This is a genomic window from Fictibacillus sp. b24, from assembly GCF_030348825.1.
Taxonomy (GTDB): Bacteria; Bacillota; Bacilli; order Bacillales; family Fictibacillaceae; genus Fictibacillus.
In genome coordinates this window covers 1,771,775-1,797,811 of sequence record NZ_JAUCES010000005.1, presented here as the reverse complement: position 1 = coordinate 1,797,811, position 26,037 = coordinate 1,771,775, and the positions used below count along the sequence as shown (strand labels likewise).

The following is a 26,037-nucleotide window of genomic DNA, read 5'->3' as shown; positions in this document are numbered from 1 at the left end:
TATCCTACGTATTCAGGTAGAACGGAGTGATAATATGAACCATACAGGAAAAGAGATTACACTAATCATTATAGGATCCCTGTTTTTTGCACTTGGCGTAAATTGGTTTGCCATCCCAAACGAATTAGGTGAAGGTGGCGTTACAGGTATCTCAATGACCCTTTATTACTTATTAGGCTGGTCACCAGGTCTGACAAACTTTATCATGAACGGTTTACTTTTAGCTATTGGTTATAAAGTTTTAAATAAAAGAGTGACCTGGTATACGATGATTGCCATCTTCTTTACCTCCCTCTTTATGCATTTAACAGAAGGCATGGGTAACCCCGTAGACATTATGCTCGGAACTGTTTTTGCAGGTGTTTTCATCGGGATTGGATTAGGGCTAGTGCTGCGTTCAGGCGGTACAACAGGAGGTTCGACCATTGTTGCCCGGATGCTGAATCAGCATTTCGGCTGGGGTGTTAGTACATCTATGTTTGTTTTTGATATTCTTGTCGTAATTGGATCTTCGTTTGTCATAGGGATTGAAAATACGATGTACACTGGAATATCCATTTATATTAGTACAAAAATTCTTGATTACTTAATTGATGGTTTCGATACGAGAAAAGCTGTCACGATTATTTCTGAAAGCACGGTAGAAATCGCTCAAAAAGTAAGCGATGAGATGGATCGCGGAGTTACCATTATTAATGCAAAAGGCCATTACTCGAATGAAGCAAAAGATATCCTTTATGTAGTAATCAATAAACAGGAGCTATTTTTGTTAAAGAAAATGATCCAACGTGTTGATGAAAAAGCGTTTGTCGTTGTCCACGATGTAAGAGATGTGTTTGGGGAAGGTTTTACATTTCCTAAGACGTAAGATGAACTTGAAGAAATGATAATAACAATATACGAAAAGTAGTTAAAGGGTCGATTCATTTTGAATCGACCCTTTTGCTATGCTACAAATGCATACTTACTGTTTATGATGTCCTCTGACCTCTACTCTGTCAAGGTATGTTCTACTTTATATTTAATCATTAGTAGAGTTTGAAACACTCCCCAACCTCTCCATAATCCTTCTCTTTTGATAAAGCATCGTTCCTGTTTCAGAAAGATCACTGATCATTGAACGGTTCGCAAACGCACCGAATATAATGCCAGCTACCGGAACCATCTGAAACAGCTTTTTCCAACCGAATGATTCGGTAAAGGTTAATGTTACTTCTCTCCATCCTTGTATTTGAGAAATGACTTCTCGTGACTTTTCATCGTCTTTTTCACTTATCTCAGAAAGTTCATTTAAGATTGCCTCTTTGCCAACATAATCTGACGTTGAGAATTGCAAACATTTTAAAATATATACTCTCTCTTGTTTATCATTGGGATCGTATCCATGTATAATCGCAATTTCTTGAAGTGTTTTTAAAGAGATAGCGAGGATAGCGGGAATATCTATGGCAAGTGTGAATATGCCTCCGATTCCTGTACTTGCTCCTTGAAGCGTTGCTGCACCTTTTCTTTTGTCTGCCAATTCTAATGAAACTTTCTTCATTTCTTCAACTGGAACGTCTTGAAGATCTGATAACTCGTTAATCGGACGGCCTGTCTTCTTTTCGAAAAACTGATAAACGGATTTTTTGTTTGATAGGTATTGTCCGCCATTTTGTATGTAGCCACCAATTTCATCAAGCAGTGTACCGATCTTGGTTTGAATAAATTTTGGTGTTACTTTATCGAGCAGCTTAAATGGCAAGCGTGTTATACGCTCCCAAAACCAGAGACCTTTTTGATCCTTTTCCCACTTCTCAATTTCTTTTAGTTCACGTAACAAATATTCTTTTGTCTCCATGTCAGTCCATCCATTCTTTATTTTCTTACACCTATTTACGATTACCAATTAACATAAGTTTCATTTCATTGAAAAACCGCCTAGGAAGAACTCCTAAGCGGTTTGTTGCGTTCGGCTTTTTATTGTTTCAATACTTTTAGTGACTCTCGTATAAACGCTGGAATATCGTCAGGTTGACGGCTTGTGACTAAGTTGCCCCCACATACTACAACTTCTTCATCCTTCACTGTTGCCCCTGCGTTTTTCAGATCCACGTGAATGGATTTGTAACCTGTGATATGTCTTCCGTTTAATACTTCGGCAGAAATCAACAACTGTGGCCCATGACAGATCGCGAGCACCGGCTTGCCTTCATCCGCAAAATGCTTCGTGAACTGAACAAACTTATCGTCGCCTCTTAAAATATCTGGTGAAAATCCACCTGGAATGAATAGAGCATCAAAGTCATCTGGTGATACTTCTGAAATGGCAGCATTTGTTGTCACTTGTGCTTCTTTTTGCTTGCCTTCGAGTGTAGCTCCTTTTTCTGAGCCGATCACGGTTACCTCATGGCCAGCTTCTCGAAACGCTTTTGCGGGTTCCGTGTATTCTACATCTTCAAACATGTTTGCTAATACCGTTGCAATTCTAGCCATTATTTAACCACTCCTCGTTTTTGTGTATACAATTGTTGTATTACCATTGAGGAAGGAAAGTAAACCCTTTTTTAAGTTCACGTCTTAAAATAATGAAACGATATAGAGATGAACCATGAGAACAGCGGCTATTAAACTAATAATGGATGCAATATTCGTTTCTGTTTTCGATCCTGTTTTTGTATATAGAGGAAAACGAAATCGAATAGGGAGGGGGTATAGAAGCTGTATACCTCTTGAAGTCGCGGCATCCAGTATCAAATGCGAGATCACCCCAACGACAAGGCCCATGCTTAAGCTATCTTCATAACGCCAATCAATCCATTTAGGTAGCATCATCAGGAGTAGAATCATAATCCAGCTGTGCGTAATGGTCCGGTGACCAAACGTTTTTGATATTGTTTTTGATAGAAAGCTAGTCTTCTTTCCTAAATACGAACCTGGATGACAAAGATCTGGCAGCAAACTCCCCAGAACAGCTGCTCCAAAAAAGGTCAGTTCATGCTGAATGGAATTAGGCGGCAGATCTGTTACGACTTTATAAATCGCACCTGCTGCCACTCCCCCAATTAGATGTGTGTTGCTTTTCATGTTATGTATCTCTCATTTCTCTAGTTGTTTTTCCATAATACCTAATCTAAAGTTTGTTGCTTTTTGCTTTTATATTCTCATCATTAGCAAGTTGATAGGAGTGGAAGGTGAGAGACTCCTGCGGGACAGGCGGGCAGGTGAGACACTTAAGAGTGAAACGTACGAATGTGGCTCACCGCCTGCCCCGCGGAAAGCGAGCACCTGGAACGGAAATCAACACCTTTCAAGAGCAATTAAAAAAGAAGAAAAAGAGCAGCATACGCTACTCTTTTGTTTGTTCAGTTGAAACCAACAACTTGATTCGAGTGATCAGACCTGTCTCACCAGTATCCACAACAAACGAACCATTGTTATATCGATCAGCTGGTTTGTAGTTTAAAGCTGAAATGGTTTCTTCTTTTCCTGATTTCGTCTCTAGCACAAAATGTGTTTCATCTTCAGATACAAGCTTCATACCTACGATGCGATGTGGGTTTGATTTTAATTCTCTGACCATCACAAGCCCTCGTTTTGCGCGTGATGTTTTATCAAACTCCGAAACCTTCATCTTTTTCAATGCGCCGCGCTGAGTGGCAATAATCACTTGCGCTTTCTCTGGATCTTCTGGAAGCGCAAATCCGCTTACCACATGGTCACCAGCTTTTAAATTGATTCCTTTTACGCCAGATGCCCTTTGGCCGACGATGGAAATTTCTTCTTCTGCAAACCATAACCCTAACCCAAAATGAGTGGTAATAAAGACATCCTGTTTTCCGTTCGTTAACGAAACGTCTACTACTTCATCTTCCGCTTTTAGCTTAACTGCCATCAGTGGACGGTTGTAGCGTGATGCTTTGTAAGCCTTGAGTTCTGTTTTCTTCGCCATACCCTGCTTTGTAAAGAAGATGAGGTATTGGTCTTCTGCAAAATCTTTGATCGGGTACGCTTTAATCAACTTCTCATCTTTATCCAGGCCAACAAGACTCGCTAAATGCTGCCCCATGTCCTTCCAGCGGATCTCAGGCATCTCGTATACTGGCAGATAGATGTAATTTCCTTTGTTCGTGAACATGAGAAGCGTTTCTGTCGTGTTCAGCTGTGACGCCATGAGCAGTGAATCCGTATCCTTCATGCCTGGTGGTTCGCCGTTTGATGCACTGTAAGAACGAACGCTTGAACGCTTAACATACCCATCTTCCGTAACGGTCACCATTACGTCTTCAGAAGGAATCATCACTTCCATGTCGATTTTAATCTCTTCAATTTCTGCTTCGATCACCGTGCGGCGAGGATCTGCATACTTTTTCTGTACCTCAGACAGCTCTTTTTTAATCACATTATATAATTTCTTCTCACTATCTAAAATTGAACGAAGATACGTAATCTTTTTAGCCAGTTCTTCTGCTTCAGATTGAAGCGTCGTAATATCCGTATTCGTTAAACGATAAAGCTGTAACGTAACGATTGCTTCAGCTTGTGGTTCTGTGAACTGAAACTTTTCGATAATGTTGTCTTTTGCGTTTCGCTTATCTTTAGAAGCACGGATGGTTTCAATCACTTCGTCTAGAATTGAAATGGCTTTGATCAAACCTTCAACGATGTGTGAACGTTCTTCTGCTTTTCTCAGATCATAAGCAGTACGGCGTGTAACCACTTCTTTTTGATGCTGAATATAAGAATGAAGAATGGCTTTTAATCCCATTAGCTTCGGTGTTTTGTTATGAATCGCAACCATGTTGTAGTTGTAAGAGACTTGAAGATCGGTATTCTTGAAGAAAAAGTTTAAAATTCCTTCTGCGTTACCGTCTTTCCGAAGCTCAATTACGATTCGTAATCCAGTACGATCCGTCTCATCACGAATCTCAGCGATACCATCTACCTTTTTATCTAAACGCAGCTCGTCCATACGTTTAACGAGGTTCGCTTTGTTCACTTCAAATGGTACTTCTGTGATAACAATCTGCTGGCGACCGCCTTTTAAGCTTTCAATCTCCGTCTTTGCACGAATGACAAAGCGGCCTTTTCCGGATTCAAACGCTTTTTTGATTCCGTCAAGTCCTTGTACGATTCCGCCTGTCGGGAAATCAGGACCTTTAATAACCGTCATTAATTCATCTAGAGAAACATCAGGGTTATCGATCTGCATCGTAACGGCATCAATTACTTCACCTAGATGATGTGGCGGAATATCTGTTGCATAACCAGCAGAGATACCCGTTGAACCATTTACAAGAAGGTTCGGGTAACGGCTTGGCAACACAACTGGTTCTTCTGTTGTATCATCAAAGTTTGGTGCGAATTCTACAGTCTCTTTATCGATATCACGCAATAGTTCAGACGCGATCGCAGAAAGCCTTGCTTCTGTATAACGCATCGCTGCTGCTGGATCTCCGTCGATACTACCATTGTTTCCGTGCATTTGAATCAGGACGTTTCTTACTTTCCAGTCCTGACTCATACGGACCATCGCTTCATAAACGGAAGAATCACCGTGCGGGTGATAGTTACCGATTACGTTACCGACCGTCTTTGCCGATTTTCTATATGGTTTTTCGTTCGTGTTTCCTTCTGCGAACATCGCGTATAAAATACGGCGCTGAACGGGTTTCAGGCCGTCTCTTGCATCAGGTAATGCACGCTCCTGAATGATGTATTTACTGTATCTTCCGAAGCGGTCGCCGATTACGTCTTCTAACGGCAGCTCTCTAAATTTCTCAAGCAGTGACAATCTTTAAACCTCCTCAGAATGCTGACAAGTTCTCGTTATCTAGTATGTTCGTTTCTTCGTTTATGCCGAACGCCACATGTTCTTCAATCCACTTACGGCGTGGTTCAACTTTATCTCCCATTAAGACAGATACACGTTTTTCGGCACGGGCAGCGTCATCTATACGTACACGGATCAGCGTACGTGTGTCAGGATCCATCGTTGTTTCCCATAGCTGGTCGGCGTTCATCTCGCCTAGACCTTTGTAGCGTTGAATGATGTAGCCTTTTCCGATCTTTTTCTGTGCTTCTCTTAGCTCGTCCTCATCCCATGCATACTCAATGACTTCTTTCTTTCCAGTTCCTTTGCTCACTTTGTATAGAGGAGGAAGTGCGATAAACACTTTTCCTTCTTCAATAAGCGGCTTCATGTAACGATAGAAGAACGTTAAAAGAAGAACCTGAATGTGCGCGCCATCTGTATCCGCATCGGTCATGATGACAATTTTATCGTAGTTCACATCTTTCAATGTAAAATCAGAGCCGACTCCAGCACCGATCGCATGAATGATTGTGTTGATTTCTTCATTTTTAAAAATATCTGCAAGCTTTGCTTTTTCCGTGTTGATTACTTTTCCACGAAGCGGCAAAATCGCTTGGAATTTACGGTCTCGTCCTTGTTTTGCTGAACCGCCCGCAGAGTCACCCTCTACCAGGTACAATTCATTACGCTCAGGATTCTTAGATGTAGCTGGAGTTAATTTACCGCTTAACATCGAATCTTTACGCTTGTTCTTCTTACCGTTACGCGCGTCTTCACGAGCCTTACGAGCTGCTTCACGAGCTTGTGCGGCTTTAATACTTTTACGGATGAGCATTTCACTTATTGCAGGATTCTCCTCAAGAAAATAAGCGAGCTTTCCAGCTACAACCGCATCAACGCTAGATCGGGCTTCACTCGTACCTAACTTACTCTTCGTCTGACCTTCAAACTGAAGAAATTCTTCAGGAATGCGTACGGAAACTACCGCCGTTAACCCTTCACGAATATCAGATCCATCTAGGTTCTTATCTTTCTCTTTCAACATGTTCGTTTTACGGGCATATTCGTTAATGCTTCTTGTAATTGCTGTTTTTGCACCAGATTCATGCGTTCCACCGTCTTTTGTACGAACGTTGTTTACGAAAGACAGTACGTTTTCTGCATAGCCATCATTGTATTGAAACGCAAAATCAACTTCAATCTCGTTTTGTGTTCCTTCAAAACTTACGACAGAGTGCAGAGAATCTTTATCTTCGTTCAAATATTTTACGAATGCTTCTAGACCTGTATCAAATTGAAACTCATCTTTTTCACCGTTACGGGCATCTTCAAGCACAATCTTGATGCCTTTTAACAAGAATGCTGCTTCTCTAAGACGTTCGCTTAATGTTTCATAGTTATAGTTGATCGTGGAAAACATCGTACGATCTGGTTTGAAATGGACGGTCGTTCCAGACTTGCGTGTGTTTCCGATCACTTCTAGAGTTGTAACGGGCTTACCGCCATTCTCAAAACGCTGGCGATATGTCTTACCATCACGATGGATGGTTACTTCAAGCCATTCTGATAGAGCATTTACAACAGAAGCACCTACTCCGTGAAGTCCTCCAGATGTCTTGTATCCGCCTTGTCCGAACTTACCTCCAGCGTGAAGGACGGTAAAAATAATCTCTGGTGTTGGTTTTCCGAGCTTATGCATACCAGTAGGCATTCCGCGGCCATCGTCTGATACCGAAACACTATTATCTTTGTGAATTTTCACATGTATGTAATCACCGAATCCGCCTAAAGCTTCATCAACGGCGTTATCTACAATTTCATAAACGAGGTGATGCAAACCTCTGGCATCCGTACTTCCAATATACATACCAGGACGCTTTCGAACGGCTTCTAAACCTTCAAGCACCTGTATGGCATCATCGTTATATTCCATAAATGACTTATTACTTGCCAAAATGTGTTGCTCCTTTCACGTTGCTGCAGTACTACTATAATAGCAGAACGTTTGTTTCTATACTACTGTTGTCTGTATATTCTCCTCTTATTTCTCGGTATATCGACCGAAAACCTTTAGCCTAAAAAAGAATATTGCTTATAAAAAGTGACAATGTAGTTAAGCATGGGAAAACCACCCGTATGATTGCGGGTGGTTCATTACTACCGTATCATAGCATGTTCCACTTTAATGCACTTATCCATAATATAAGGAATCGTCGCACTTTGCAAAATCTCTTCTGCTTCAGCGCTGTATAAACCAAGCTGTGCCCAGAAAAAACCTGCTTTTATTTTTACTGCTGAACGGGCAACCTCTGGGAGGAATTCACTGCGTCTGAACACGTTGACAATATCAACATGTCCCTCAATATCCTCAAGAGTAGCATATGCTTTTTGCCCTAAAACCTCAGTGACATTAGGATTCACGGGAATGATCTCATAGCCAGCATTCTGCATGTATTCTGAGACCATATAGGAAGTACGAAACGGCTGATCGGATAAACCGACTACAGCAATACGTTTTCTTAATTTTAACAGGTTCTGGATATCTTGTGTCGTTGAAGCTCCCATTTTTTCTTCCTCCTAATATCTTTTTATATAGTTTTAGACAAAATTCGTACAAATGAAACATTTTCATGAAAAAGCCGGCATTCTCGAGTTCGTTTCGAGAGCCGCCGGCTTATGGAAAATTATCCGTTTAAGCGGTAAATATCACTGTACTTTTTCTCAAAATAAGCGATTAGATGATCTGGATTCAATCCTTCACCTGTTACATCTTTTAGGATTTCAATCGGCTTCTTCATCTTCCCATACTGATGCACATTCTTCGTTAACCATTCTTTAATCGGCAGAAGGTTACCAGACTCCACAAGTGCGTCGAAGTCAGGAATGGCGTTCAGCATCGCATTTTTAAGCTGTGCCGCATAAATGTAGCCTAAAGCGTAAGACGGGAAGTAACCGAAACTTCCGCCTGACCAGTGAACGTCCTGAAGCACACCTTCCGCATCGTTTTTCGGAGTGACACCAATATATTCTTGCATTTTTTCGTTCCAGATACGCGGTAGGTCTTTCACTTCAATTTCATCGTTAAACAGACCTTTTTCAATTTCATAACGAACGATAACATGCAGCGGATATGTCATTTCATCTGCTTCAATACGGATAAGTGATGGCTCAACCACGTTGATTGAACGATAGAAATCTTCAAGCTCTACTCCGTTGAACTGTGCACCAGAAACGCTCTTTAACATAGCGTAATGATTCTTCCAGAAACCAAAGTGACGGCCAACAAAGTTTTCCCAGAACAGAGATTGAGACTCATGAATTCCCATCGATGTACCCGTTGCAAGAGGAGTTCCTACAAGCTCTTCAGAAATATTTTGCTCATAAAGTGCATGTCCGCCTTCATGGATCGTTCCGAAAACGGCCGTACGGAAGTCGTTCTCCATATACTTTGTTGTTACACGTACATCCCCAGGATTTAAACCGATCGCAAACGGATGAACCGTTTCATCCAAACGGCCAGAATCGAAATCATAGCCCATGTCTTTTAGAACATGCATACTGAATTCTTTTTGCTTATCTTTTGGGAAATGTTCGAACAAGAACTTCGTATCAGGCTGACCTGCTTCTGTAACTTTTTGAAGAAGAGGCACGATACGGTCACGCAGCTTAGTGAACGTCTCATCTAAGATCTCAACTGTTACGCCTGGCTCATACATATCTAAAAGCGTGTTGTATTTGTTGCCTTCATAGCCCCAATACTCAATAAACTTCTTGTTGAATTCAACTAGCTTTTCTAAGTAAGGCTGGAATAAGGAGAAATCCGAATTATTCTTTGCTTCTTCCCAGACTGTTTCAGCTTTTGATTGTAAAATCACATATTCTTTAAATTCAGCTGGAGGAATCTTCGCATTTCGCTCGTAATCCTTTTTCACTTCTTCTAACGTCTTTTTCGTAACGTCAGACAACGAATCCTGAACTTCTGGCTTTGAAAGTTCTTCGATATAATTTTTCATTTCCTCAGACGTAGACATAGCAAATACATCGGATGATAATGTTCCGATTACTTCAGAGCGTTGTTCTACACCTTTTTTAGGAGCCCCCGTACGAAGATCCCAATACATAAGACCGATCGCTTCGTTTACATGCACCATTTTTTTTACATAATCTAAGAATTCTTTTTCAACAGTTAATTTAGTTTGTGTCATTTCATTTCCATCCCTTCACGGTTTCATTAAAAACATACCGTTATAAGATTTCGTGACACAATAAAAAAGTCCTGCTGGTCGATTTTATTTTTTCTAAAAATCTTCCTTAAACATTTCAGCATATGTCGCAAATGATGGGTCGATATTGTTTATGTGTCCAATTGATTGATGAAGCACATTTTGTATTTCCTCTTTATGATAATCGGCTAGATGTGGCTGAAGGCTGTGAAATGCCTTTTTAATGCTGTCTAAATGACTGTATTGTGTGTACATAGTATTACCTGCCTTTGTTTATTCGTTAGGCATAGTATTTACAGGTCGTTATGTATATTAAACTGAGCCTTTTATCGCATATTGGTACTTTATTTTTGGATGTTTGATAATAGAATTAATAAAACTTGTACGGTACGTGAAATTATTAGGTGGATTGAGGAATAAATAGTAAAACAGGCCAGCTCTGTATGAGCCAGCCTGTAATTTATTATGAATTTATTGCAGCATTCCACGAATCTACGATTGCTGCTGTCTAGGTGGTCTCTTCCCGAAGTATTGGTAGTAATCCGTCTTCAGATCACCGTTGTACAATTTGCGTTTCTTTGTTGCTGAACGGCCGTAGTATTCTTCAAACTTTTCGTTTGAAGTAATCACATATACACTCCACGTGTCATATGGTTTCATCGCATGCCCAAGATCACGGTACATCTGTGCTACTTCATCTCTCTCACCTAATCGCTCTCCATAAGGTGGGTTCGTCACAAGGCAACCGTACTCTTTTCGTGTAGTAAAATCACGCACTTGCATCTGTTTAAACGTGATAAAATCTTCAAACCCGGCTTCGTTTGCATTGTTCTTGGACAGTTCAATCATCTTATGATCAATATCCGATCCTTGAATCTCAAGAGGCAAATCGTATTTTGCAACGTCTTGAGCTTCTCCTACTGCCTCATACCAAACCTTTTTATCGATCCAGTTCCATTTTTCAGAAGCAAATTCCCGATTTAATCCAGGCGCGATGTTTTGCCCGATCATCGCTGCCTCTATAGGAAGTGTTCCAGATCCACAGAAAGGATCAGCGAAAGGTTTGTCTGGTGTCCAGTTTGTCAGCATGATAAGCGCTGCTGCCATCGTTTCTTTAATCGGCGCACCACTATGCAGTTCACGGTAACCACGCTTATGAAGACCTGTACCACTCGTATCAAGCGTTAAAGTTGCGATATCTTTATGGATTGCAACTTCAATCCGATACAATGCACCGTCTTCGGGAAACCATGTTTTACGGTTGTAAGCCGTTTTTAAGTTATCGACTACTGCTTTCTTTACAATCGCCTGACAGTCAGATACGGAGAAAAGTTTTGATTTTACCGATCTTCCAATTACAGGGAATTCTCCATCCTCCGGGATAAATTCAGCCCATGGAAGTGCTTTTGTTTTTTCGAACAATTCATCAAATGTTTCTGCTGTAAATTCACCTACTACAAGTTTAACGCGGTCAGCTGTACGCAGCCATAGATTAGCTTTTACGAGTGTTTTCTCATCACCATCAAAATACACTTTTCCATTTTCAACTTTTACGTTTTCAAAACCTAGTGCGCGCACTTCATTTGCTACAAGGGCCTCTAATCCCATAGCAGCTGTCGCGAGCAGTCGTAATTGTGCCATATCATAAAACTCCTTACTTCTCTTGCATTTAGTGTTGTTAACAGTATACCCTTAATTCCAGACTCTTTTTTATGTAAAATAGAAAAAGCCCCGGTAAACGGGGCCCTCATTCAGCTTTAATTTAGGTACCAATAACGTTCTGTAAGCCATGTTCTGTTCCTTAGTACTGCAAACGGCTGGTAGCCTCGTACACCGGTGGTAATCATCTATCTACAAAAAGCCTTAGCTTTTTGTTCTCCCATTCGTTCAATTCCGAAGTGGGAAACTCCCCTACCATAATTTGGGTTTCTCGCTCGTGGGGTTTACCTCGTTCCACTCCCTCAGTTTCCATCGGGACTACGTCACTGTGGCACTTTCAAGGTATTAACACCATATCCAATGGACTTAGGTGCGTTCCCTGCCGTTAACCCAGTAAGCTCAAAAAGAGCAAACCAAGATACCCTGGCTTATTTTTTGGCCAGGCACGATCATTACGGTCATCTCAGATCCGTGCGAGCATGGACTTTCCTCTAAACTAGAAAATCTAGTCCAGCGATTACCCGAACGTTATTGATTTAGTTTTTAAAAGCAAGATTCATTATAGCATGCAAAACTCATAAAAACAAATGGATAATAACTGGAATCAATCGTATAATTTGCTGCCAAAAACATGTTTTTCCAAGTTAGACAAACGCTGAAGAATATCGGAGTTCGTCGTACTTGAAGTTACTGCAGGCATTCTGCGTGTCTGCTGATGATCAGAAGAATTTTGAGCATCTCTGCGCAGTCGATTGTTTTCTTGGACAACCGCATCGTACTCTTTTTGGAAGTTTTCATAATCCTTAATGATAAGATCTAAGAATTTGTCTACTTCGTCTTGATCATAGCCACGAAAGCCTTGTTTAAAGTCTTTTTCCAATATTTCTTTCGCCGTTAAATGAAAACGCTGTTCACTCATGTGAATCACCTCACACAAAGATTCTAAGATTTATTTTTTCATTACCTGACCTAAATGTCAATTTCTTTCTACTTTACTCTTACTTATTCATTGCGATTATATTGTTCTTCTTGAACAAGAACATCCAAGTCATAAGGAGTAATATAAAATATTTCGTACGAATTGTCCATTTCCTGCTTTTGTTTGGCTGCATCTAGATAATACTTCGGCGAACCATCCTTTTCTTCGTCGTAAAGAAGAAGAATAGCATCGCTTTTCTGCACCAGAAACTGATTCTTCACACGCAGCTGGCCAGGCGACTCATAAGGCTTCCGGCTTACAGAATCCACAAAATCTGCCTGAGCTAAAATTTCGTGATATTTTTCTTGTACATTTTCTTTCCAGCGTGCTTCTTGCTCTAAAAATGGTGTTAAAACGGCAAGCTTCAAATCAGCGTACTCCAGCTGCAGCTCAAACACCACTTCTGCAGCCCACATTTCCACACCAGGCTGGCCGCTGATGATGACCCATTCTAATCCTTCATCAAGTAAAGAAACGATTCTATTCTGTAGTGCTTTCTTTATGTAGTATACCCCTTCATGCTTATCACTAAAGATGCCTAGCTCATGGGCTTTGTAACCGCTTATGAGTAACGTTTGAAGCATTTAATAAACCCCCTATTAATGAAAACACCCGGCTTCATTCATAGCCGGGCTTTTCATTAAAAGTTTTGTGTTGAATGACTGATTTCATTGCCAATCATGAGCGTTAAACCGACTACAACAAAAAATAGAACGACAATCCACTGCTTCACGTACCATCTCTCCATAGCTTAAAATATATCATTTCCCTCTTTACTTTTTGGGTTATTTTGCGAAAACAATCGAACAACACAGAATATTGACGAAAACCACGTAGAAATATGAGGTTTCATGGCGTATTTTGCGCTTACCCGGGGAATAAAAAGAGGGGAAATTTATTTTTTCAAAAACATTTTCATGTCCTCTCTTATTCTACAAAAAACAAAGGCAATTGAGAAGAGATATTTTGAACTTATTCATAAATTTGACGAATTTTTACGAATATTGGATGATGCGTTGTTCTAATCGTTCGATCCTTTTTGCAAAAGCCCGTTTTTCCTGCTCTTCTTTCCTCTTTGTTAATCTTTTTTTACCCTTCCAGACGGTATATGCGGCAACTGCAAAATGGAGCGCTTTTTCATAATCTTTTTGTACGTGCTCATAATATTTAGAAAGCTCAACTGCAGGCTCTTCATCCAGCTCATTTTCCTGAAGCAATTCAAGCCAGTATTGAACAGAAATCTCTATTTTGTTCTGCTTTTTATATAGAGCAGCAAGCGATTTTTTTGATTGAGATTGCAGTGAAGTTCCCGTTTGAAGGACTTCATCGTAAAGGGATGAAGCAAATTCTATTTCATTTAATGATTCAAACCATCGAGCCGCTTCATACGTTTCCTTCTCTGTCCGGAAACTATTCCCTGTCACAACGCCAGACATATGTGTAAAGAGTGTAATTAACGATAATACATCCCACTCATTATGCTGAAAAACACCTTCTAAGAGCGACGGATCTCCTTCGTTGCAATATTGAAAATAAAGCATTGGAGCTAAAAATCCAGGAGTGTCGTGTATCCGATTTACGCCTAAAATCTCTTTTTCAACAACCGAAAGCTTTACTGCAGGAAGCGTCTCTTTCCAAAGCCTTCTTGCACCATGCAGCAGATCAAAGTGGCCGAACTCAGGCAATGACGGAACATAATCTCTGATTAGCGTATGACGTGTTTTTACTTGTGGCCAATCAAACGATTTTCCGTTATATGTCACAAGGTTTCGCAATTTCTTTACATGATTTAAAAAGTAATGATAAAGTGCCACTTCAGACCCTGGTCCCGGCAAGAAAAACTGATGAACCAAAACGTGATCTTCTTTTATTTGGCTCATTCCGAGCATAAAGATCGTATTTCCCGCTCCACCGCTTAAACCGGTTGTCTCTGTATCGAAAAATAACAGTTCAGAGACGTCCAGACCTTTAGCGTTGAGGGGATGATGCGCATTTACTTCCTGCCACTGTGCCACTGCATTCTTCACGTCAGAAAACGGATAGCGCCCCCAAACTTGATCGAGCGGATATTGCACTTTTCGAATGATGCAATAATCGTCTTCAAAAAAGTAAGGTTCGGCTCCAAACTTCTCCCAATATTCTGCATGATCAATTGCAGGATCTTTTGGAGTCTCAGTTGTCGTTTTTGTTTGAAGAGGTGGTGTCGAAACAGGGTTAACCATATGCTTTTTTAGCCGGTTCAATTTATTTTGAATCGACATGATGTGCCGCTCCTTTAATTTGAGATATCAGTTTCACAGCAAGCTCTTTGCTGTTATTTCCTTCTTCCAGCGTACCTGTACAAGACGGGCAGCCGTTTTCGCATGGACAGCGTTTTATCATGGCAAGTGCTTGTTCAAGTACCGTATCCCACGAGCCATACACTTTTTCACTTAGTCCGATACCGCCTGGATAACGATCATAGATAAAGATCGTTGGCAGCTGATTATGAACGGCTTTCACTTGTGGAACCACGTGTAAGTCATTTGCATCGCACATAACAAATAATGGTGCAACGTGGCGCAGCACGTGTGCAATCCCCAGTAGACCCGCTTCTAGCTTTTCTTCACTCAAGTCTTCATTTTGGAACGTTAACCACGTTGCGGAAGTATGAAGTTCCTCTTCAGGCAGATGAATCGGTCCAGATCCAATGTTATCATGAGTTTCGAATTTAATTTTTTTAAAGATTGTCGCTTTAGCGACGACCATAACATCGCCGTAGGCTTTAGCATTTTGTTCGTTTTTTGTTTCTTTGTCCACTTCCAGCACGTTTAATGAAACAGCAAGATTTGCATCAGTAAAATAGTCTACGTCCACTTCACGAACAAATGCTTTCTTCTCTTCATAATCGAGTTTTTCGACTTGATATTGTGTACCTTGATGGAGATAGATGGCTTCTTCATGAAGAAGGGTCATCGAACTAAACCGGTCCATCTCACCGATTACTTTTACATCAGCGACATTCGTTTGATCTATGATGACGACGTTTTCCTGGGATGCTGAACGCAGTGAGATGTTATGAGCTGGGAACGAATCGTTCATCCAATAAAAATGCTTTCCGCGTTTATGAAGGACTTGTTCATCCACTAGAAACTCTAAAACATCCTGTATCTCTTGATTGCCAAATTTATCGTTTTCTTGAAATGGCAGTTCATAAGCAGCACATTTCAGATGATCTACTAAAATAATTAAGTTGTCTGGATTCATTCGAGCCGATTCTGGTGAACGTTCAAAGAAGTAATCCGGGTTTTGTATAACATACTGGTCTAGTGGTGATGATGATGCTACCATTATGACCACACTTTCATCCTGACGGCGTCCTGCTCGTCCAGCCTGTTGCCACGCACTTGCAATCGAACCTGGATAGCCAGTCAAAATGCATGCATGAAGCTGACCGATATCGACACCAAGTTCCAATGCATTAGTCGAAACGACACCCATAACCTCTCCGTTTCGAAGTCCTTTTTCAATGGCTCGCCGCTGTTTAGGCAGATAGCCTCCACGGTAGCCTTGAATCGACTTCGTGCCAAACTCCTTTTTCACGAGCTCTTGTAAATAAGTAAGCAGAATCTCAACTCTTACACGGCTTCGCGCAAATACAATCGTTTGTATGTGGTTTTCTAAAAACAGTTTGGCGAGATTTCTGGCTTCCAGTGTTGCACTTCGCCTTACGTTAAGCGGTTTGTTTACGACTGGAGGATTATAAAACAGAAAATGCTTACGTCCAGCTGGGGCACCATTGTTATTGATCAGTGTCATTGGGTTTCCTGTAAGCTGTTCTGCTAACTCTTTTGGATTCGCTATGGTTGCAGAGGTGCAGATGAAGATCGGATCGCTTCCGTAAAACTTGCAGATGCGTTTTAATCGCCGGATTACATTTGCCACATGGCTTCCGAACACACCTCGATATGTATGCAGCTCATCTACAACGACATATTTTAAGTTCTCAAATAAAGAGACCCATTTCGTATGATGCGGTAGAACAGCAGCATGAAGCATATCAGGATTCGTCATGACGATGTTCCCCGCTTTTCTCACCACTTGGCGGATATTTGCTGGTGTATCGCCATCATACGTATAACTCTTAATATCTAGTTCCATCTCATCGATCAGTTCATTCATCTCTGATTTTTGATCTTGAGCTAGAGCTTTTGTAGGAAAAAGATATAGAGCACGAGATTCAGGATTGTTTGCTACCTCTTGCAGCACTGGCAAGTTGTAGCAAAGCGTTTTCCCTGAAGCCGTTGGTGTTACCGCTACAAAGCTTTCTTTTCTTAGCGCCGCTTCATACGCCGATAACTGATGAATATATAGTGAAGAAATCCCTCTTTTTTGAAGAGCAGATTGAATGTTTATATGCAAAGAGTCTGGCAGTGGAACCGAAACCGCTTTTTTTGGCTCGATCGTCTTCCAGTGCACAATTTGTTTTGATATATCAGGTTCACGTAAAACATCCATGACTTGCTGGATGGATTTTTTTCGAAACATGTCTACCACCTCATTATCTATTTTAACGAATATTTGTTCGTAATGAAACAGGGACTTAATCATATGATCAAGTCCAAAAAAGTTTACCTTTTTTTGTTGGATGATTTCTTCTCAGTTTACCGCAGATGAACAGCCAGAAGCAGTAAACTGCAAAAAAGTACAATCACATATCAAAATCTCACATACAATACAATAACAAAATGAAGCTGCAGGTGAATGGACAATGAAAGACGAATTACTGCCACCAAAGGATTTCTACTTTTCAACACTTGATTGGATAGGTATTACGGGGAACCAAGAACGTTTATATAAAATTTACCCGGAATTAAAAAATCCAGCTGTTGGAAGAGTAGAAGAATATAAAATAATTGAAGGAAAACCTGAATACAGCAATAAAGCCTTTGTAGCGAGTTTACCAGGTGGACGAGTTTTGTCTGACAGAGCAGTCATCTCACCAGACAATAAACTTCTATACGACCTCTCTGTTGAATGGATGACTCCACCCGAACAGCACTCCATTTTTAAAGAAAAATCTTTGCCTCCTATGACCCTAATTGATGAGACCGTAGCAATGCTAAATCATCCCGCAGGCTATAACTATTTTCATTGGTTGCTTGAAAATTTGGCACGTATTCATTTAATTGAACAAAGCAACATTAAGATCGATAAATATATAATTAATCACCGTTCACTCCCTTTTCAGCTTGAAACGCTTAGGGCATGTGGAATCACCAATGACCGAATTTTAGTCCCGCATGAAAAGTTCCATATTAAAGCTAAAAATTTAGTTGTCCCCTCTTATGTGAATTTGCCAAATGCTTGGTCGTGCAAATATGTTAGAGATTTGCTTTTATCTAAGTTTAGGGTAGAAAAAAAGCAGAAGTATGAACGGATTTATATTAGACGTAAGAATAGAAGAAAGGTTACTAATGAAAGAGAGATACTATCTGTTTTGGATAAGTACGGTTTTAATAGCATATTCCTCGAATCGATGCCGATACAAGAACAGATTGAAGTTTTTTATTCCGCAAGTATAGTTGTTGCTCCCCATGGTGCGGGGTTGGCAAACCTTGTTTTTTGCGATCCAGGAACGACGGTAATTGAATTATTTACACCTAGTTATATCGAACCGCACTATTGGTTAATCAGCAAGCTAATGAATTTAGACTATCGATTTATTTTAGGAAATAGAGAAAATCCAAATAGTTTTTGGTCCGGTTTTGATGACATGTCGATTGATAGCTCTGCACTTATTCATGAACTAGAAAAAGAATAACCTATCTTGAAAAATTAGCTCCATACCGAGTACTTATCATGTTTGCTAAAGAAGATTTCCGATCATACTGATGCACGATTGATGCAACTTTCCCATTCATGAGTAGGATCTGGTCCTTTTCGTTAATCACTAAATTATTTTCATCTTCCAAAGCTACTGTCATAATTGGGCCGGTTTTATTGTCTGAGAATGATACTGGTTTTATTTTTTCACTATAAACTATATAGTTGTGCACTGCTTGATCAGATAATGAAAAATATCCATTATAAAACAATGCGGCATTCATTTCTTTCAAATATTTGATTATTTGTTTAGACGGACCATATGTAGTACCTGAACATAGAATAGTTTTATTTTGTAAGGAATTATAAATATGATATCCAAATTTTGTTAATATCCATCTCGTATTATAGATTTCTTTGGATATCTCGCAGCATTCCTTAGCAACTGTAATGGAATCACGCTTCCAATCTTCTTTAAAAGGATCGGATTGGAAAAATACATCTCGGATATCAGTTAATAAAACGTCTTTATAATTACTTTCATTTTCTACCATGAATTTATAATATAGATAATAACGATAATCATTTATTGCAAAAATATATTCTAGCCCCACACGCTGAATAGGAATTAAATTAACTGCAATATTTAATTTTTTTATCATTTCTTGAGTTTCTTGATTAATATTTTCTATAAATAATGTAACCTCACCTGTGTAGCCGGTTTGTTCAAGAGACAAAAAAAACACTCCCATTTTATCCCAATCATAATCTGTAACAACTGCGAGAATAAGATTCTTTCTACTTCCATTACCCACTTTAGAGCCCTCCTCACACGAAATATCCAATTTTGACTATTACTATAAGGTATGAGAGACATGCATGGCTTATATCAAGTAATTAACGAAGACTGAATACCAAAATACACAAGTTAGCTTACACTTCTTAAACCTAACTTTTCTGTCAGCAATAGAATATTTGTTCGTAATGAAATAGTAGAAAACTTACAACTCTCGACATGATTTAATTAATAGGTATCTTTAAAAGCAAGAACAAAAAGGTGACCTGCAAAAAAGACAGCCTCTGTGAATGCTGTCTAAGATTTCTTTATGTTTGGCAATTTGGGCAATGAAAGGATTTGTGCGTAGTACTTTCTGCTCTTTTGATCTCAGCACCACAGCGATTACACGTTTCACCTTCCCTTTCATATACGAGTGTGTTGTTGTTATAACCTCCTGTCTTTATGTCTCCTTCATACATTGGAAAATCCATATAACCACCGTATTTAATAGCTCTTGTAAGAACCGGTTCCATAGATTCAAATAACTGTTTGATTTCTGTTACTGACAGGTCGCTTGCTTTTCGAAACGGACCTAGTTTTGCCTGAAAACAAATTTCGTCCGAATAACAGTTTCCAATTCCTGCAATGAACTTTTGATCTACCAATAAAGGTTTTAATGATCCTCTTTTAGTTTGTATGCGTTTTTCAAAGTCATTTATATTTAACTGTAATGGTTCTGGGCCTAGGTCTTGAAGTTTCTCGTCCAATTCTTCCTTACTTAATAAATGTAGATAACCTAATCGCAATCCTATAAAATTGAGCTGCAATTCTCCAAAAGAAAGAAGGATTTGTTTCGTTCGATCAGGGCTATTGTTTGTGTTCCCAAGAAACATCAAACCACCAAGCATAAGATGAAGCAGCAGATAATTTCCTGAGCTTAACTCGAAGATTAAGTGTTTCGCTCTTCTTTTTATAGAGGTGATGTTCTTCCCTAGAATGGCATCAGTAAAGCTTTGAGCTGATTGGTTGATCGATTTTTCTCTATTAATCTCTACGTTCGTTATTGGCTTATGTAAGATATTGTGACTCAAAAATTCTCGATACGTCTCCATCTCTGGCAGTTCCGGCATACTTTCAACTCCTTATCCTTTCATTAGTATTAAGCCGGTTTCTTATTTTATTTAAACAAAAAGGACAGCCACTAAGAGCCATCCTCTAAAAATTATATACTTGTACGCAGATCCCAAAGCTCTGGAAAGAAACGTTGATCTAATACTTTCTTTAAATAGTTCACGCCTGATGATCCACCTGTTCCCACTTTAAAGCCGATGATGCGTTCTACGGTTTTCATGTGGCGGAATCGCCACTGCTGCAGCCAGTCTTCAATATCTACGAGCTTTTCTGCCAATTCATAAAGATCCCAATACTTCTCTACGTTTCGGTACACTTCAAGCCATGCTGCTTCTACTGAGCTGTTATACTCGTAGCGTTTTGTAACATCGCGGTTAAGAACTTCTTCATCAATGTGAAGACCTGCTTTTGCTAACGCCTGGATTGATACATCATACAAACTTGGTGTATGAAGAGCTGCTGTTAGTTGTTCGTGAAGGTCTGCATCTTTTTTATAGATCTCCAAGATATGTGGAGTTTTATATCCAAGAGCAAATTCAATCATTCGATATTGATAGGATTGAAAGCCTGATGCTTGTCCAAGCTTATCACGGAACTCCATGTATTCTGCTGGTGTTAACGTTGAGAGTACATCCCACGATTCGATGATCTGAGATTGAATCTTTGAAACACGTGCGAGCATTTTAAAAGCAGAATGAAGGTTCCCGCTTTCGATAGAAGAAATTGCTGATCGTGTTTCGTGCAGAATAAGTTTCATCCATAATTCAGAAACTTGGTGGATAATGATAAACAACATTTCATCGTGATGACCGGAAAGCCTGTTCTGACCGGATAAAATTTTATCAAGGTTCAGATATTCTCCATACGTCATTTGATTAATAAAATCCGTGTGAATTCCTTTTTCTGTTTCTTTGCTGTCTAATTTTTTCTGTTCTGTCATTCTAATCCACTCCCCCGGATGAGTAACTTGTTTGGTATCGCTTTCATTATACATGATTTTTTGGAAGACTTTTTATAATTCTACAGAAAAAAGACTGTGCACCTACACAGCCTTTCATCCTATATGTTCTGTTCGAGTATCTGCTTAATCTTTAATAAATCTTTTTTGTTTGCTTTCTTCATCATAAACGACATAAAGGGAGTAACCAATGCTGAAAATCCGGTTGGAACACCTTTGTTGCGCAACGTCATTCGGGTTACCCCTTCCTTTTCCGTGTTCCAAGTATAAGTGGTCTCCATTGGAAAAGGCCCGTTCGCTGTTCTCATCACTAGTTTCTGTTCAGGAGCATGTTCTACTATTTCATAGACATATTCTAATTTTCTTCCAAGGAAAAAGGCGATAAATGCTATTTTCGAACCTAATTGCATAGGTTTCTCAGTGACCCATTCTACTGTATGGATGTTATCGTACCATTCAGGTGCATGATCTGGATCAGTTGCATATTGAGCTACTACATCTTTAGGGCGATTAATGGATATCTCTGTTTTTACATCAACCATAGTTAAGACTCCTACTTTTGCTCAATGAATTTTTTCAAATTCTCTTGCAGCAGTTCGTTCCAACCGTGACGATGCGCTTCTTCCCAATGTGGTTCAAGAATTCCGACTGCTTGGTGAGAAAGTTGCAGAATGGTCTTATCACCGTCTTCAATTAGTTTGTAAGAATACGAACTATTAACGGCGCCACTCATTCCTAATAAGCCATTCAATCGAATCTCATCGTTTCTTTTGAAATACGTAACAGTCCCCCAAAGTGCTCCTTCACCATTTCCCCAGTCTTCATAAAAACGCCCACCTAGTTGAGGTTCGAAAATTAACTGTGCACCCTTATCTCCTACTCTAAAATGCCACCAGCTGCCTATGTCCTCTGTTAATGCTTTAAATACTGTTTCTACCTTTCCATGTAACACAATATCTTGCTCGATTTGAAATGAGTCGATCTTGATTTCTTTTGTTTGTTCCATTTTATTTCCTTCCTTTTCTTCTACTAATTTTTTGATTGTAAGGAGTGAATTTGCATGCATCGCCTCATATTTACTAACCCACCTACTATACAGCTCTTGAAGTGGAATAACATTCAAGTAATTTACTCGCAGCCTACCTTTCCGGCGGACTAGAACGAGATTTACGTCAACCAATACCCCTAAGTGCTTCATGATGGCATACCTAGAAACATCATATTTCTCACTTAGTTCACCCGTCGTTAAAGGCTGGCTTTTTAAATGATCCAAAATACCAATGCGGATAGGATGAGATAATGCTTTAAATACCTCAACTAAATCTTCATTAACCATTGGCTAGATGTTTCACCTACTTTCAATTATAAATGTGACTAAAAGGTAACATATTTAACATGTGACTTAAAAGTAACATGTATAGTTAGAGTTGTCTATAAAAAAATAAAACCCGGAACGAATTCCGGGTTTTTCTTACAAGGAGGTTACTGATTAACGAAGTCCGCCTAGCGCTTGTGCTACAAGACGCTTAGTGATTTCGCCACCTACAGATCCGTTTGCACGAGAAGTTGTGTCTGGTCCAAGATGTACTCCGAACTCAGCAGCGATCTCTTGCTTCATTGCGTCAAGAGCTCCTTGTGCTCCAGGAACCACGATTTGGTTGCTGTTGTTACGTGCCATGCGATTTCCCTCCTTTGGGAGATAATATGTACGAAAAACTTTTTTGTTTTCCGTTAAAGGTAGTATGGGTTAATTTTGAAAACCTATTCATAGAAATATAAATTTTTTTCAAAAAAAAAACAAGAACTCGTCATAAGTCCTTGTTTTTCAGCTCTTTGCTCAACAAATCTTCTTCTATTAATTGTGCTCTCTTTAACTCTTTTGCAGAATGTTTCTTAAAAAAGACAACCGTTCTCCACGCAAAAATCGTAAAAATCGCAAGCGTTATAAAAGCCGGAATATACTCAAGTTTGTTTTCAGGAAACACAATTGGCAGCATCTCTTTGCACCCTTTCGGTAAACAATTACATTTTATTATACCAAAAAAGGACAAGTATTGTTAAGTTATAGAGCGGTATTTGTGTTGTTTCTGTTAACGCTGTCTCGATGTTCAATTGGTTTAGCAGTTAGCTTGCTGAAACAGAATACAAGAAATATGCCAAATGCAAAGCCTGCCAATATATCAGATGGATAATGGACTCCTACATACACGCGGCTTACACCCAAGAAGAATGGAAGAAGCACTCCAGTCCAAAGGATCCAACGCTTTTGGTATCGTTGATAAATAAGAACTGCTGCAAATAAATAAAACGTTATTCCTACCATGGCGTTCCCGCTTGGAAAACTGTAACCATCTTCCTCCATCAAACGCAAATCCATCGGACGCTCCCGCTCGATCATGTTTTTTACTAGCAAGTTAAGTCCATAAGAAACAACGATACTTCCAAACAGCAAAAAGCTGTTTCGCCATTGTTTCATTATGATAAGAACGATCGCGCCTAGTAGACAGAGTCCCGCGAGCACTTTCGCGTCTCCTATATGCGTGAAGGCTACTACAATTTCATTTAACCATTCCGATCTCAAGCCTAAAATAAATTTTCTAACAGTTAAATCAAATGATTTTACTAAACTGGATTCATAAAACGCAAAACTAACAAAAATCAACACACACAAACTCAGGACTATGTAACTTTTTTTCATGTTCACTCCCCCTCCAATTATTTTACGTTAAAACATCCACTAATAGGAATAAAATCCAATGAAACATGTCCTTTTCAACCTTTCTAAGAACAAAGCAAGTGAATTCTTAGCTTCAGAAACAAGTTACCTTTATACCTTAGGGGGTATAAAACTAAGGAATTCGAGAAATATTTTAAATAATCCTAGAAATTTCGGAGTTAATCCAGCGAGTTTTGGCTTAAATCCGGCGAATTCAGCACATATATCGGCGAGTCGACGTAACTCGACAAACCCAAACCATCTTATACCCCTCAAGCATAAGCAACAGCATTAACCATAGATTTAAGGTTACTAACCAAAAAAAAAGCCCTCCTTACAAAGGAGAACTTTGGCTTTCTGCTTCACATTCTTTTATATAACGATTCCATGGGTGTTCTTTGCAATCTTTGCTGCAAGAGCGCTTATGTTCATGCTCGCAATCTTCACACATCAATAGATGCGCGTTGCATTCTGGATTGCCGCATTTTACATAACGTTCTTCGAGATTTCCGCAATGATAACACTTTCCCACGACGGTTTCTTCACCGCTTCTGTTTACCGGCACAGATATACGCTCATCAAAGACATAGCATTTTCCGTCCCATAGCTTGCCTTTTGCTTCTTCATCATACCCGTAGGAGATGATTCCACCTTCAAGCTGTGATACGTCTTTAAATCCTTCTTTCACTAAAAATCCTGAGAATTTTTCACAGCGGATCCCTCCCGTGCAATAGGTCAGAACCTTTTTGTCTTTAAACTGACTAAAGTTTTCACGTACCCATTGAGGCAGCTCTCTAAATGTTTCCACGTCAGGTCTGATCGCATTTTTGAAATGGCCGAGGTCATATTCATATGTGTTTCGTGCATCAAGAATGACCACATCTTCTTGCTGCATCGCTTCAAGCCACTCTTTTGGAGAAAGATGCTTTCCTGTAAGCTTATTCGGGTTCACATCATCTTCAAGACTCAAATGGACAAGCTCTGGCCGCACACGGACCTTCATCTTCTTAAAGGCATGATCATTCGTTTGCTCTATTTTAAAAACCGTATCTGCAAAACGGGGATCTTCCTTCATCAACTGCATATACTTCTCTGTCTGTTCAACTGTTCCTGAAACAGTTCCATTTATTCCTTCGCGGGCGACAAGAATTCTGCCTTTTAATCCGATCTGTTTACAAAGAGCGAGATGTTCCTCTTTAAACTCTTCAGGATCGTCTATTGACACATATTTATAATATAACAATACTTGAAAGTCCATATATTCCACCTACTTATGCTTCTTAAAAAACTACCTTTCCTATAATAACAAATTATGAGAAAAAGAAAAATACAGGACGCATCCTGTATTTTAGATTTTATTAAAAGTATAGTTTCGCAATAGCGAAGCGGCGTCAATAGATTCTTCTTCTTCCGCTAAATGAAGTGCGGTCTTCCCATCACCTTTAACAAGAAAAGGGTCTGCTCCTCTTTCAATAAAATAGGAAATCATTTCGGGATCGTTGTGCTGTGCCGCTTGATGAAGGATCGTCCAGCCTCCGCTCTGCTGTTCGTTAATATCCGCTCCATGCGATAATAATAGACCGATCATTTCTTGACGGTTCTTCATATTTGCTGCAGCAGCATGAAGCGGGGTGTTTGCCATGTTGTTCCCTGACTTCACATGAACATCTGCTCCTTGTTCAAGAAGCAGTCTTACGATATCAATATGGCCAAAATGCGCGGCCAAATGAAGAGGTGACCACCCATCATTCAATGCATCTATTTGTACATTTCCTTTCTTTAACAAGTCCTCAATTTCTGTTATCTTTCCATCCATCGCTGCTTGGTGCAGACTCATATCATCACCCTTTCTAATTGTTGGTTCAAGACTACTTCTTCTAAACAACATAAAAACCCTTCAAGATACATTTATTTACAAAATTTTTCTGCGATTCCCAGTTGTTTACCGTGCAGAATTATGTGAACATTTAAATAGTGAAAGTCGTTGGGGGAAC

At 39.6% G+C, this 26,037-nt stretch carries 26 protein-coding genes and 1 other RNA gene; 3 read left to right on the top strand and 24 right to left on the bottom strand.

Annotation, left to right across the window (positions count from 1 at the left end; translation table 11 throughout):
• The first annotated feature begins 34 nt into the window (after positions 1-34).
• On the top strand, positions 35-868 hold the full coding sequence (locus QUF49_RS09320; RefSeq protein ID WP_289495389.1) for a YitT family protein: 834 nt from the start codon (positions 35-37) through the stop codon (positions 866-868).
• A 153-nt stretch (positions 869-1,021) separates the two neighbouring features.
• Here the strand turns inward: QUF49_RS09320 and QUF49_RS09315 are convergent, their stop codons facing one another.
• From QUF49_RS09315 to QUF49_RS09305, 3 genes are all read right to left on the bottom strand, one after another.
• A complete protein-coding gene (locus tag QUF49_RS09315) occupies positions 1,022-1,840 on the bottom strand; it encodes an EcsC family protein (RefSeq protein ID WP_289495388.1) in 819 nt (272 codons plus the stop codon).
• Positions 1,841-1,959: 119 nt separating this feature from the next.
• Positions 1,960-2,475, bottom strand: coding sequence for a type 1 glutamine amidotransferase domain-containing protein (locus tag QUF49_RS09310; RefSeq protein ID WP_425590458.1), 516 nt, complete (start codon positions 2,473-2,475; stop codon positions 1,960-1,962).
• A gap of 84 nt (positions 2,476-2,559) precedes the next feature.
• Positions 2,560-3,066 carry a metal-dependent hydrolase gene (locus tag QUF49_RS09305; protein ID WP_289495387.1) on the bottom strand — a complete coding sequence of 169 codons (507 nt, stop codon included), beginning with the start codon at positions 3,064-3,066 and terminating at the stop codon, positions 2,560-2,562.
• 107 nt (positions 3,067-3,173) lie between these two features.
• Here QUF49_RS09305 and QUF49_RS09300 point away from each other — a divergent pair, with 107 nt between their 5' ends.
• A complete protein-coding gene (locus tag QUF49_RS09300; protein WP_289495386.1) occupies positions 3,174-3,440 on the top strand; it encodes a hypothetical protein in 267 nt (88 codons plus the stop codon).
• Here the strand turns inward: QUF49_RS09300 and parC are convergent.
• The 11 genes from parC to QUF49_RS09245 all read right to left on the bottom strand — a co-directional run bounded on the left by parC (position 3,329) and on the right by QUF49_RS09245 (position 17,182).
• Positions 3,329-5,773, bottom strand: coding sequence for a DNA topoisomerase IV subunit A (gene parC, locus QUF49_RS09295; protein ID WP_289495385.1), 2,445 nt, complete (start codon positions 5,771-5,773; stop codon positions 3,329-3,331). The genes QUF49_RS09300 and parC overlap by 112 nt on opposite strands.
• Before the next feature lie 13 nt (positions 5,774-5,786).
• Entirely contained in the window at positions 5,787-7,727 is a 1,941-nt protein-coding gene (parE, locus tag QUF49_RS09290) for a DNA topoisomerase IV subunit B (protein WP_394603909.1), read from the bottom strand.
• A 224-nt stretch (positions 7,728-7,951) separates the two neighbouring features.
• Positions 7,952-8,359: a CoA-binding protein gene (locus QUF49_RS09285; protein ID WP_289495383.1), complete on the bottom strand. Its 408-nt coding sequence runs from the start codon at positions 8,357-8,359 to the stop codon at positions 7,952-7,954.
• A 119-nt stretch (positions 8,360-8,478) separates the two neighbouring features.
• On the bottom strand, positions 8,479-9,999 hold the full coding sequence (locus QUF49_RS09280; protein WP_289495382.1) for a carboxypeptidase M32: 1,521 nt from the start codon (positions 9,997-9,999) through the stop codon (positions 8,479-8,481).
• 93 nt (positions 10,000-10,092) lie between these two features.
• Positions 10,093-10,272: a hypothetical protein gene (locus tag QUF49_RS09275; protein ID WP_289495381.1), complete on the bottom strand. Its 180-nt coding sequence runs from the start codon at positions 10,270-10,272 to the stop codon at positions 10,093-10,095.
• Positions 10,273-10,509: 237 nt separating this feature from the next.
• The gene (locus QUF49_RS09270; protein ID WP_289495380.1) at positions 10,510-11,658 is read right to left on the bottom strand and encodes a THUMP domain-containing class I SAM-dependent RNA methyltransferase; all 1,149 of its coding nucleotides are present in this window, start codon (positions 11,656-11,658) and stop codon (positions 10,510-10,512) included.
• Positions 11,659-11,795: 137 nt separating this feature from the next.
• An RNA gene (gene rnpB / locus QUF49_RS09265) (RNase P RNA component class B) lies at positions 11,796-12,205 on the bottom strand.
• A gap of 75 nt (positions 12,206-12,280) precedes the next feature.
• A complete protein-coding gene (gpsB, locus tag QUF49_RS09260; RefSeq protein WP_289495379.1) occupies positions 12,281-12,595 on the bottom strand; it encodes a cell division regulator GpsB in 315 nt (104 codons plus the stop codon).
• 83 nt (positions 12,596-12,678) lie between these two features.
• Positions 12,679-13,239: a DUF1273 domain-containing protein gene (locus QUF49_RS09255; RefSeq protein ID WP_289495378.1), complete on the bottom strand. Its 561-nt coding sequence runs from the start codon at positions 13,237-13,239 to the stop codon at positions 12,679-12,681.
• 411 nt (positions 13,240-13,650) lie between these two features.
• Positions 13,651-14,916: a ribonuclease H-like domain-containing protein gene (locus QUF49_RS09250; protein ID WP_289495377.1), complete on the bottom strand. Its 1,266-nt coding sequence runs from the start codon at positions 14,914-14,916 to the stop codon at positions 13,651-13,653.
• Positions 14,900-17,182, bottom strand: a complete 2,283-nt coding sequence (locus QUF49_RS09245; protein ID WP_289495376.1) for a DEAD/DEAH box helicase — start codon at positions 17,180-17,182, stop codon at positions 14,900-14,902. The genes QUF49_RS09250 and QUF49_RS09245 overlap by 17 nt, the downstream gene beginning before the upstream one ends.
• Before the next feature lie 223 nt (positions 17,183-17,405).
• On the opposite strand from QUF49_RS09245, the gene QUF49_RS09240 reads away from it, so the two are divergent.
• Entirely contained in the window at positions 17,406-18,458 is a 1,053-nt protein-coding gene (locus QUF49_RS09240) for a glycosyltransferase family 61 protein (RefSeq protein WP_289495375.1), read from the top strand.
• 1 nt (position 18,459) lies between these two features.
• Here QUF49_RS09240 and QUF49_RS09235 read toward each other — a convergent pair whose 3' ends face one another.
• From QUF49_RS09235 to QUF49_RS09190, 10 genes are all read right to left on the bottom strand, one after another.
• On the bottom strand, positions 18,460-19,275 hold the full coding sequence (locus QUF49_RS09235) for a hypothetical protein (RefSeq protein WP_289495374.1): 816 nt from the start codon (positions 19,273-19,275) through the stop codon (positions 18,460-18,462).
• A 289-nt stretch (positions 19,276-19,564) separates the two neighbouring features.
• Entirely contained in the window at positions 19,565-20,368 is an 804-nt protein-coding gene (gene mutM, locus QUF49_RS09230; protein ID WP_289495373.1) for a DNA-formamidopyrimidine glycosylase, read from the bottom strand.
• A gap of 92 nt (positions 20,369-20,460) precedes the next feature.
• Positions 20,461-21,309: a tryptophan 2,3-dioxygenase gene (gene kynA, locus QUF49_RS09225; protein ID WP_289495372.1), complete on the bottom strand. Its 849-nt coding sequence runs from the start codon at positions 21,307-21,309 to the stop codon at positions 20,461-20,463.
• Positions 21,310-21,428: 119 nt separating this feature from the next.
• A complete protein-coding gene (locus QUF49_RS09220; RefSeq protein ID WP_289495371.1) occupies positions 21,429-21,869 on the bottom strand; it encodes an SRPBCC family protein in 441 nt (146 codons plus the stop codon).
• 11 nt (positions 21,870-21,880) lie between these two features.
• On the bottom strand, positions 21,881-22,663 hold the full coding sequence (locus tag QUF49_RS09215; RefSeq protein WP_289495370.1) for a metalloregulator ArsR/SmtB family transcription factor: 783 nt from the start codon (positions 22,661-22,663) through the stop codon (positions 21,881-21,883).
• A 153-nt stretch (positions 22,664-22,816) separates the two neighbouring features.
• Complete coding sequence (locus tag QUF49_RS09210; protein WP_066395381.1) at positions 22,817-23,005, bottom strand: alpha/beta-type small acid-soluble spore protein; 189 nt, start codon at positions 23,003-23,005, stop codon at positions 22,817-22,819.
• 130 nt (positions 23,006-23,135) lie between these two features.
• Positions 23,136-23,324, bottom strand: coding sequence for a hypothetical protein (locus QUF49_RS09205; protein WP_289495369.1), 189 nt, complete (start codon positions 23,322-23,324; stop codon positions 23,136-23,138).
• Positions 23,325-23,389: 65 nt separating this feature from the next.
• A complete protein-coding gene (locus QUF49_RS09200; RefSeq protein ID WP_289495368.1) occupies positions 23,390-24,025 on the bottom strand; it encodes a phosphatase PAP2 family protein in 636 nt (211 codons plus the stop codon).
• Positions 24,026-24,377: 352 nt separating this feature from the next.
• The gene (locus QUF49_RS09195; RefSeq protein WP_289495367.1) at positions 24,378-25,301 is read right to left on the bottom strand and encodes a rhodanese-related sulfurtransferase; all 924 of its coding nucleotides are present in this window, start codon (positions 25,299-25,301) and stop codon (positions 24,378-24,380) included.
• 90 nt (positions 25,302-25,391) lie between these two features.
• Positions 25,392-25,928 (bottom strand): ankyrin repeat domain-containing protein, encoded by a 537-nt coding sequence (locus tag QUF49_RS09190; RefSeq protein WP_289495366.1) that lies wholly within the window; start codon positions 25,926-25,928, stop codon positions 25,392-25,394.
• Positions 25,929-26,037: the final 109 nt, after the last annotated feature.

Bases quoted from the DNA above. Each gene is read 5' to 3' on its own strand.
- QUF49_RS09320 (WP_289495389.1), top strand. From the start codon at position 35: ATGAACCATACAGGAAAAGAGATTACACTAATCATTATAGGATCCCTG.
- QUF49_RS09315 (WP_289495388.1), bottom strand. From the start codon at position 1,840: ATGGAGACAAAAGAATATTTGTTACGTGAACTAAAAGAAATTGAGAAG.
- QUF49_RS09310 (WP_425590458.1), bottom strand. From the start codon at position 2,475: ATGGCTAGAATTGCAACGGTATTAGCAAACATGTTTGAAGATGTAGAA.
- QUF49_RS09305 (WP_289495387.1), bottom strand. From the start codon at position 3,066: ATGAAAAGCAACACACATCTAATTGGGGGAGTGGCAGCAGGTGCGATT.
- parE (WP_394603909.1), bottom strand. From the start codon at position 7,727: ATGGAATATAACGATGATGCCATACAGGTGCTTGAAGGTTTAGAAGCC.
- QUF49_RS09285 (WP_289495383.1), bottom strand. From the start codon at position 8,359: ATGGGAGCTTCAACGACACAAGATATCCAGAACCTGTTAAAATTAAGA.
- QUF49_RS09280 (WP_289495382.1), bottom strand. From the start codon at position 9,999: ATGACACAAACTAAATTAACTGTTGAAAAAGAATTCTTAGATTATGTA.
- QUF49_RS09275 (WP_289495381.1), bottom strand. From the start codon at position 10,272: ATGTACACACAATACAGTCATTTAGACAGCATTAAAAAGGCATTTCAC.
- QUF49_RS09270 (WP_289495380.1), bottom strand. From the start codon at position 11,658: ATGGCACAATTACGACTGCTCGCGACAGCTGCTATGGGATTAGAGGCC.
- gpsB (WP_289495379.1), bottom strand. From the start codon at position 12,595: ATGAGTGAACAGCGTTTTCATTTAACGGCGAAAGAAATATTGGAAAAA.
- QUF49_RS09255 (WP_289495378.1), bottom strand. From the start codon at position 13,239: ATGCTTCAAACGTTACTCATAAGCGGTTACAAAGCCCATGAGCTAGGC.
- QUF49_RS09250 (WP_289495377.1), bottom strand. From the start codon at position 14,916: ATGTCGATTCAAAATAAATTGAACCGGCTAAAAAAGCATATGGTTAAC.
- QUF49_RS09245 (WP_289495376.1), bottom strand. From the start codon at position 17,182: ATGTTTCGAAAAAAATCCATCCAGCAAGTCATGGATGTTTTACGTGAA.
- QUF49_RS09240 (WP_289495375.1), top strand. From the start codon at position 17,406: ATGAAAGACGAATTACTGCCACCAAAGGATTTCTACTTTTCAACACTT.
- mutM (WP_289495373.1), bottom strand. From the start codon at position 20,368: ATGCCGGAACTGCCAGAGATGGAGACGTATCGAGAATTTTTGAGTCAC.
- kynA (WP_289495372.1), bottom strand. From the start codon at position 21,309: ATGACAGAACAGAAAAAATTAGACAGCAAAGAAACAGAAAAAGGAATT.
- QUF49_RS09220 (WP_289495371.1), bottom strand. From the start codon at position 21,869: ATGGTTGATGTAAAAACAGAGATATCCATTAATCGCCCTAAAGATGTA.
- QUF49_RS09215 (WP_289495370.1), bottom strand. From the start codon at position 22,663: ATGGTTAATGAAGATTTAGTTGAGGTATTTAAAGCATTATCTCATCCT.
- QUF49_RS09210 (WP_066395381.1), bottom strand. From the start codon at position 23,005: ATGGCACGTAACAACAGCAACCAAATCGTGGTTCCTGGAGCACAAGGA.
- QUF49_RS09205 (WP_289495369.1), bottom strand. From the start codon at position 23,324: ATGCTGCCAATTGTGTTTCCTGAAAACAAACTTGAGTATATTCCGGCT.
- QUF49_RS09200 (WP_289495368.1), bottom strand. From the start codon at position 24,025: ATGAAAAAAAGTTACATAGTCCTGAGTTTGTGTGTGTTGATTTTTGTT.
- QUF49_RS09195 (WP_289495367.1), bottom strand. From the start codon at position 25,301: ATGGACTTTCAAGTATTGTTATATTATAAATATGTGTCAATAGACGAT.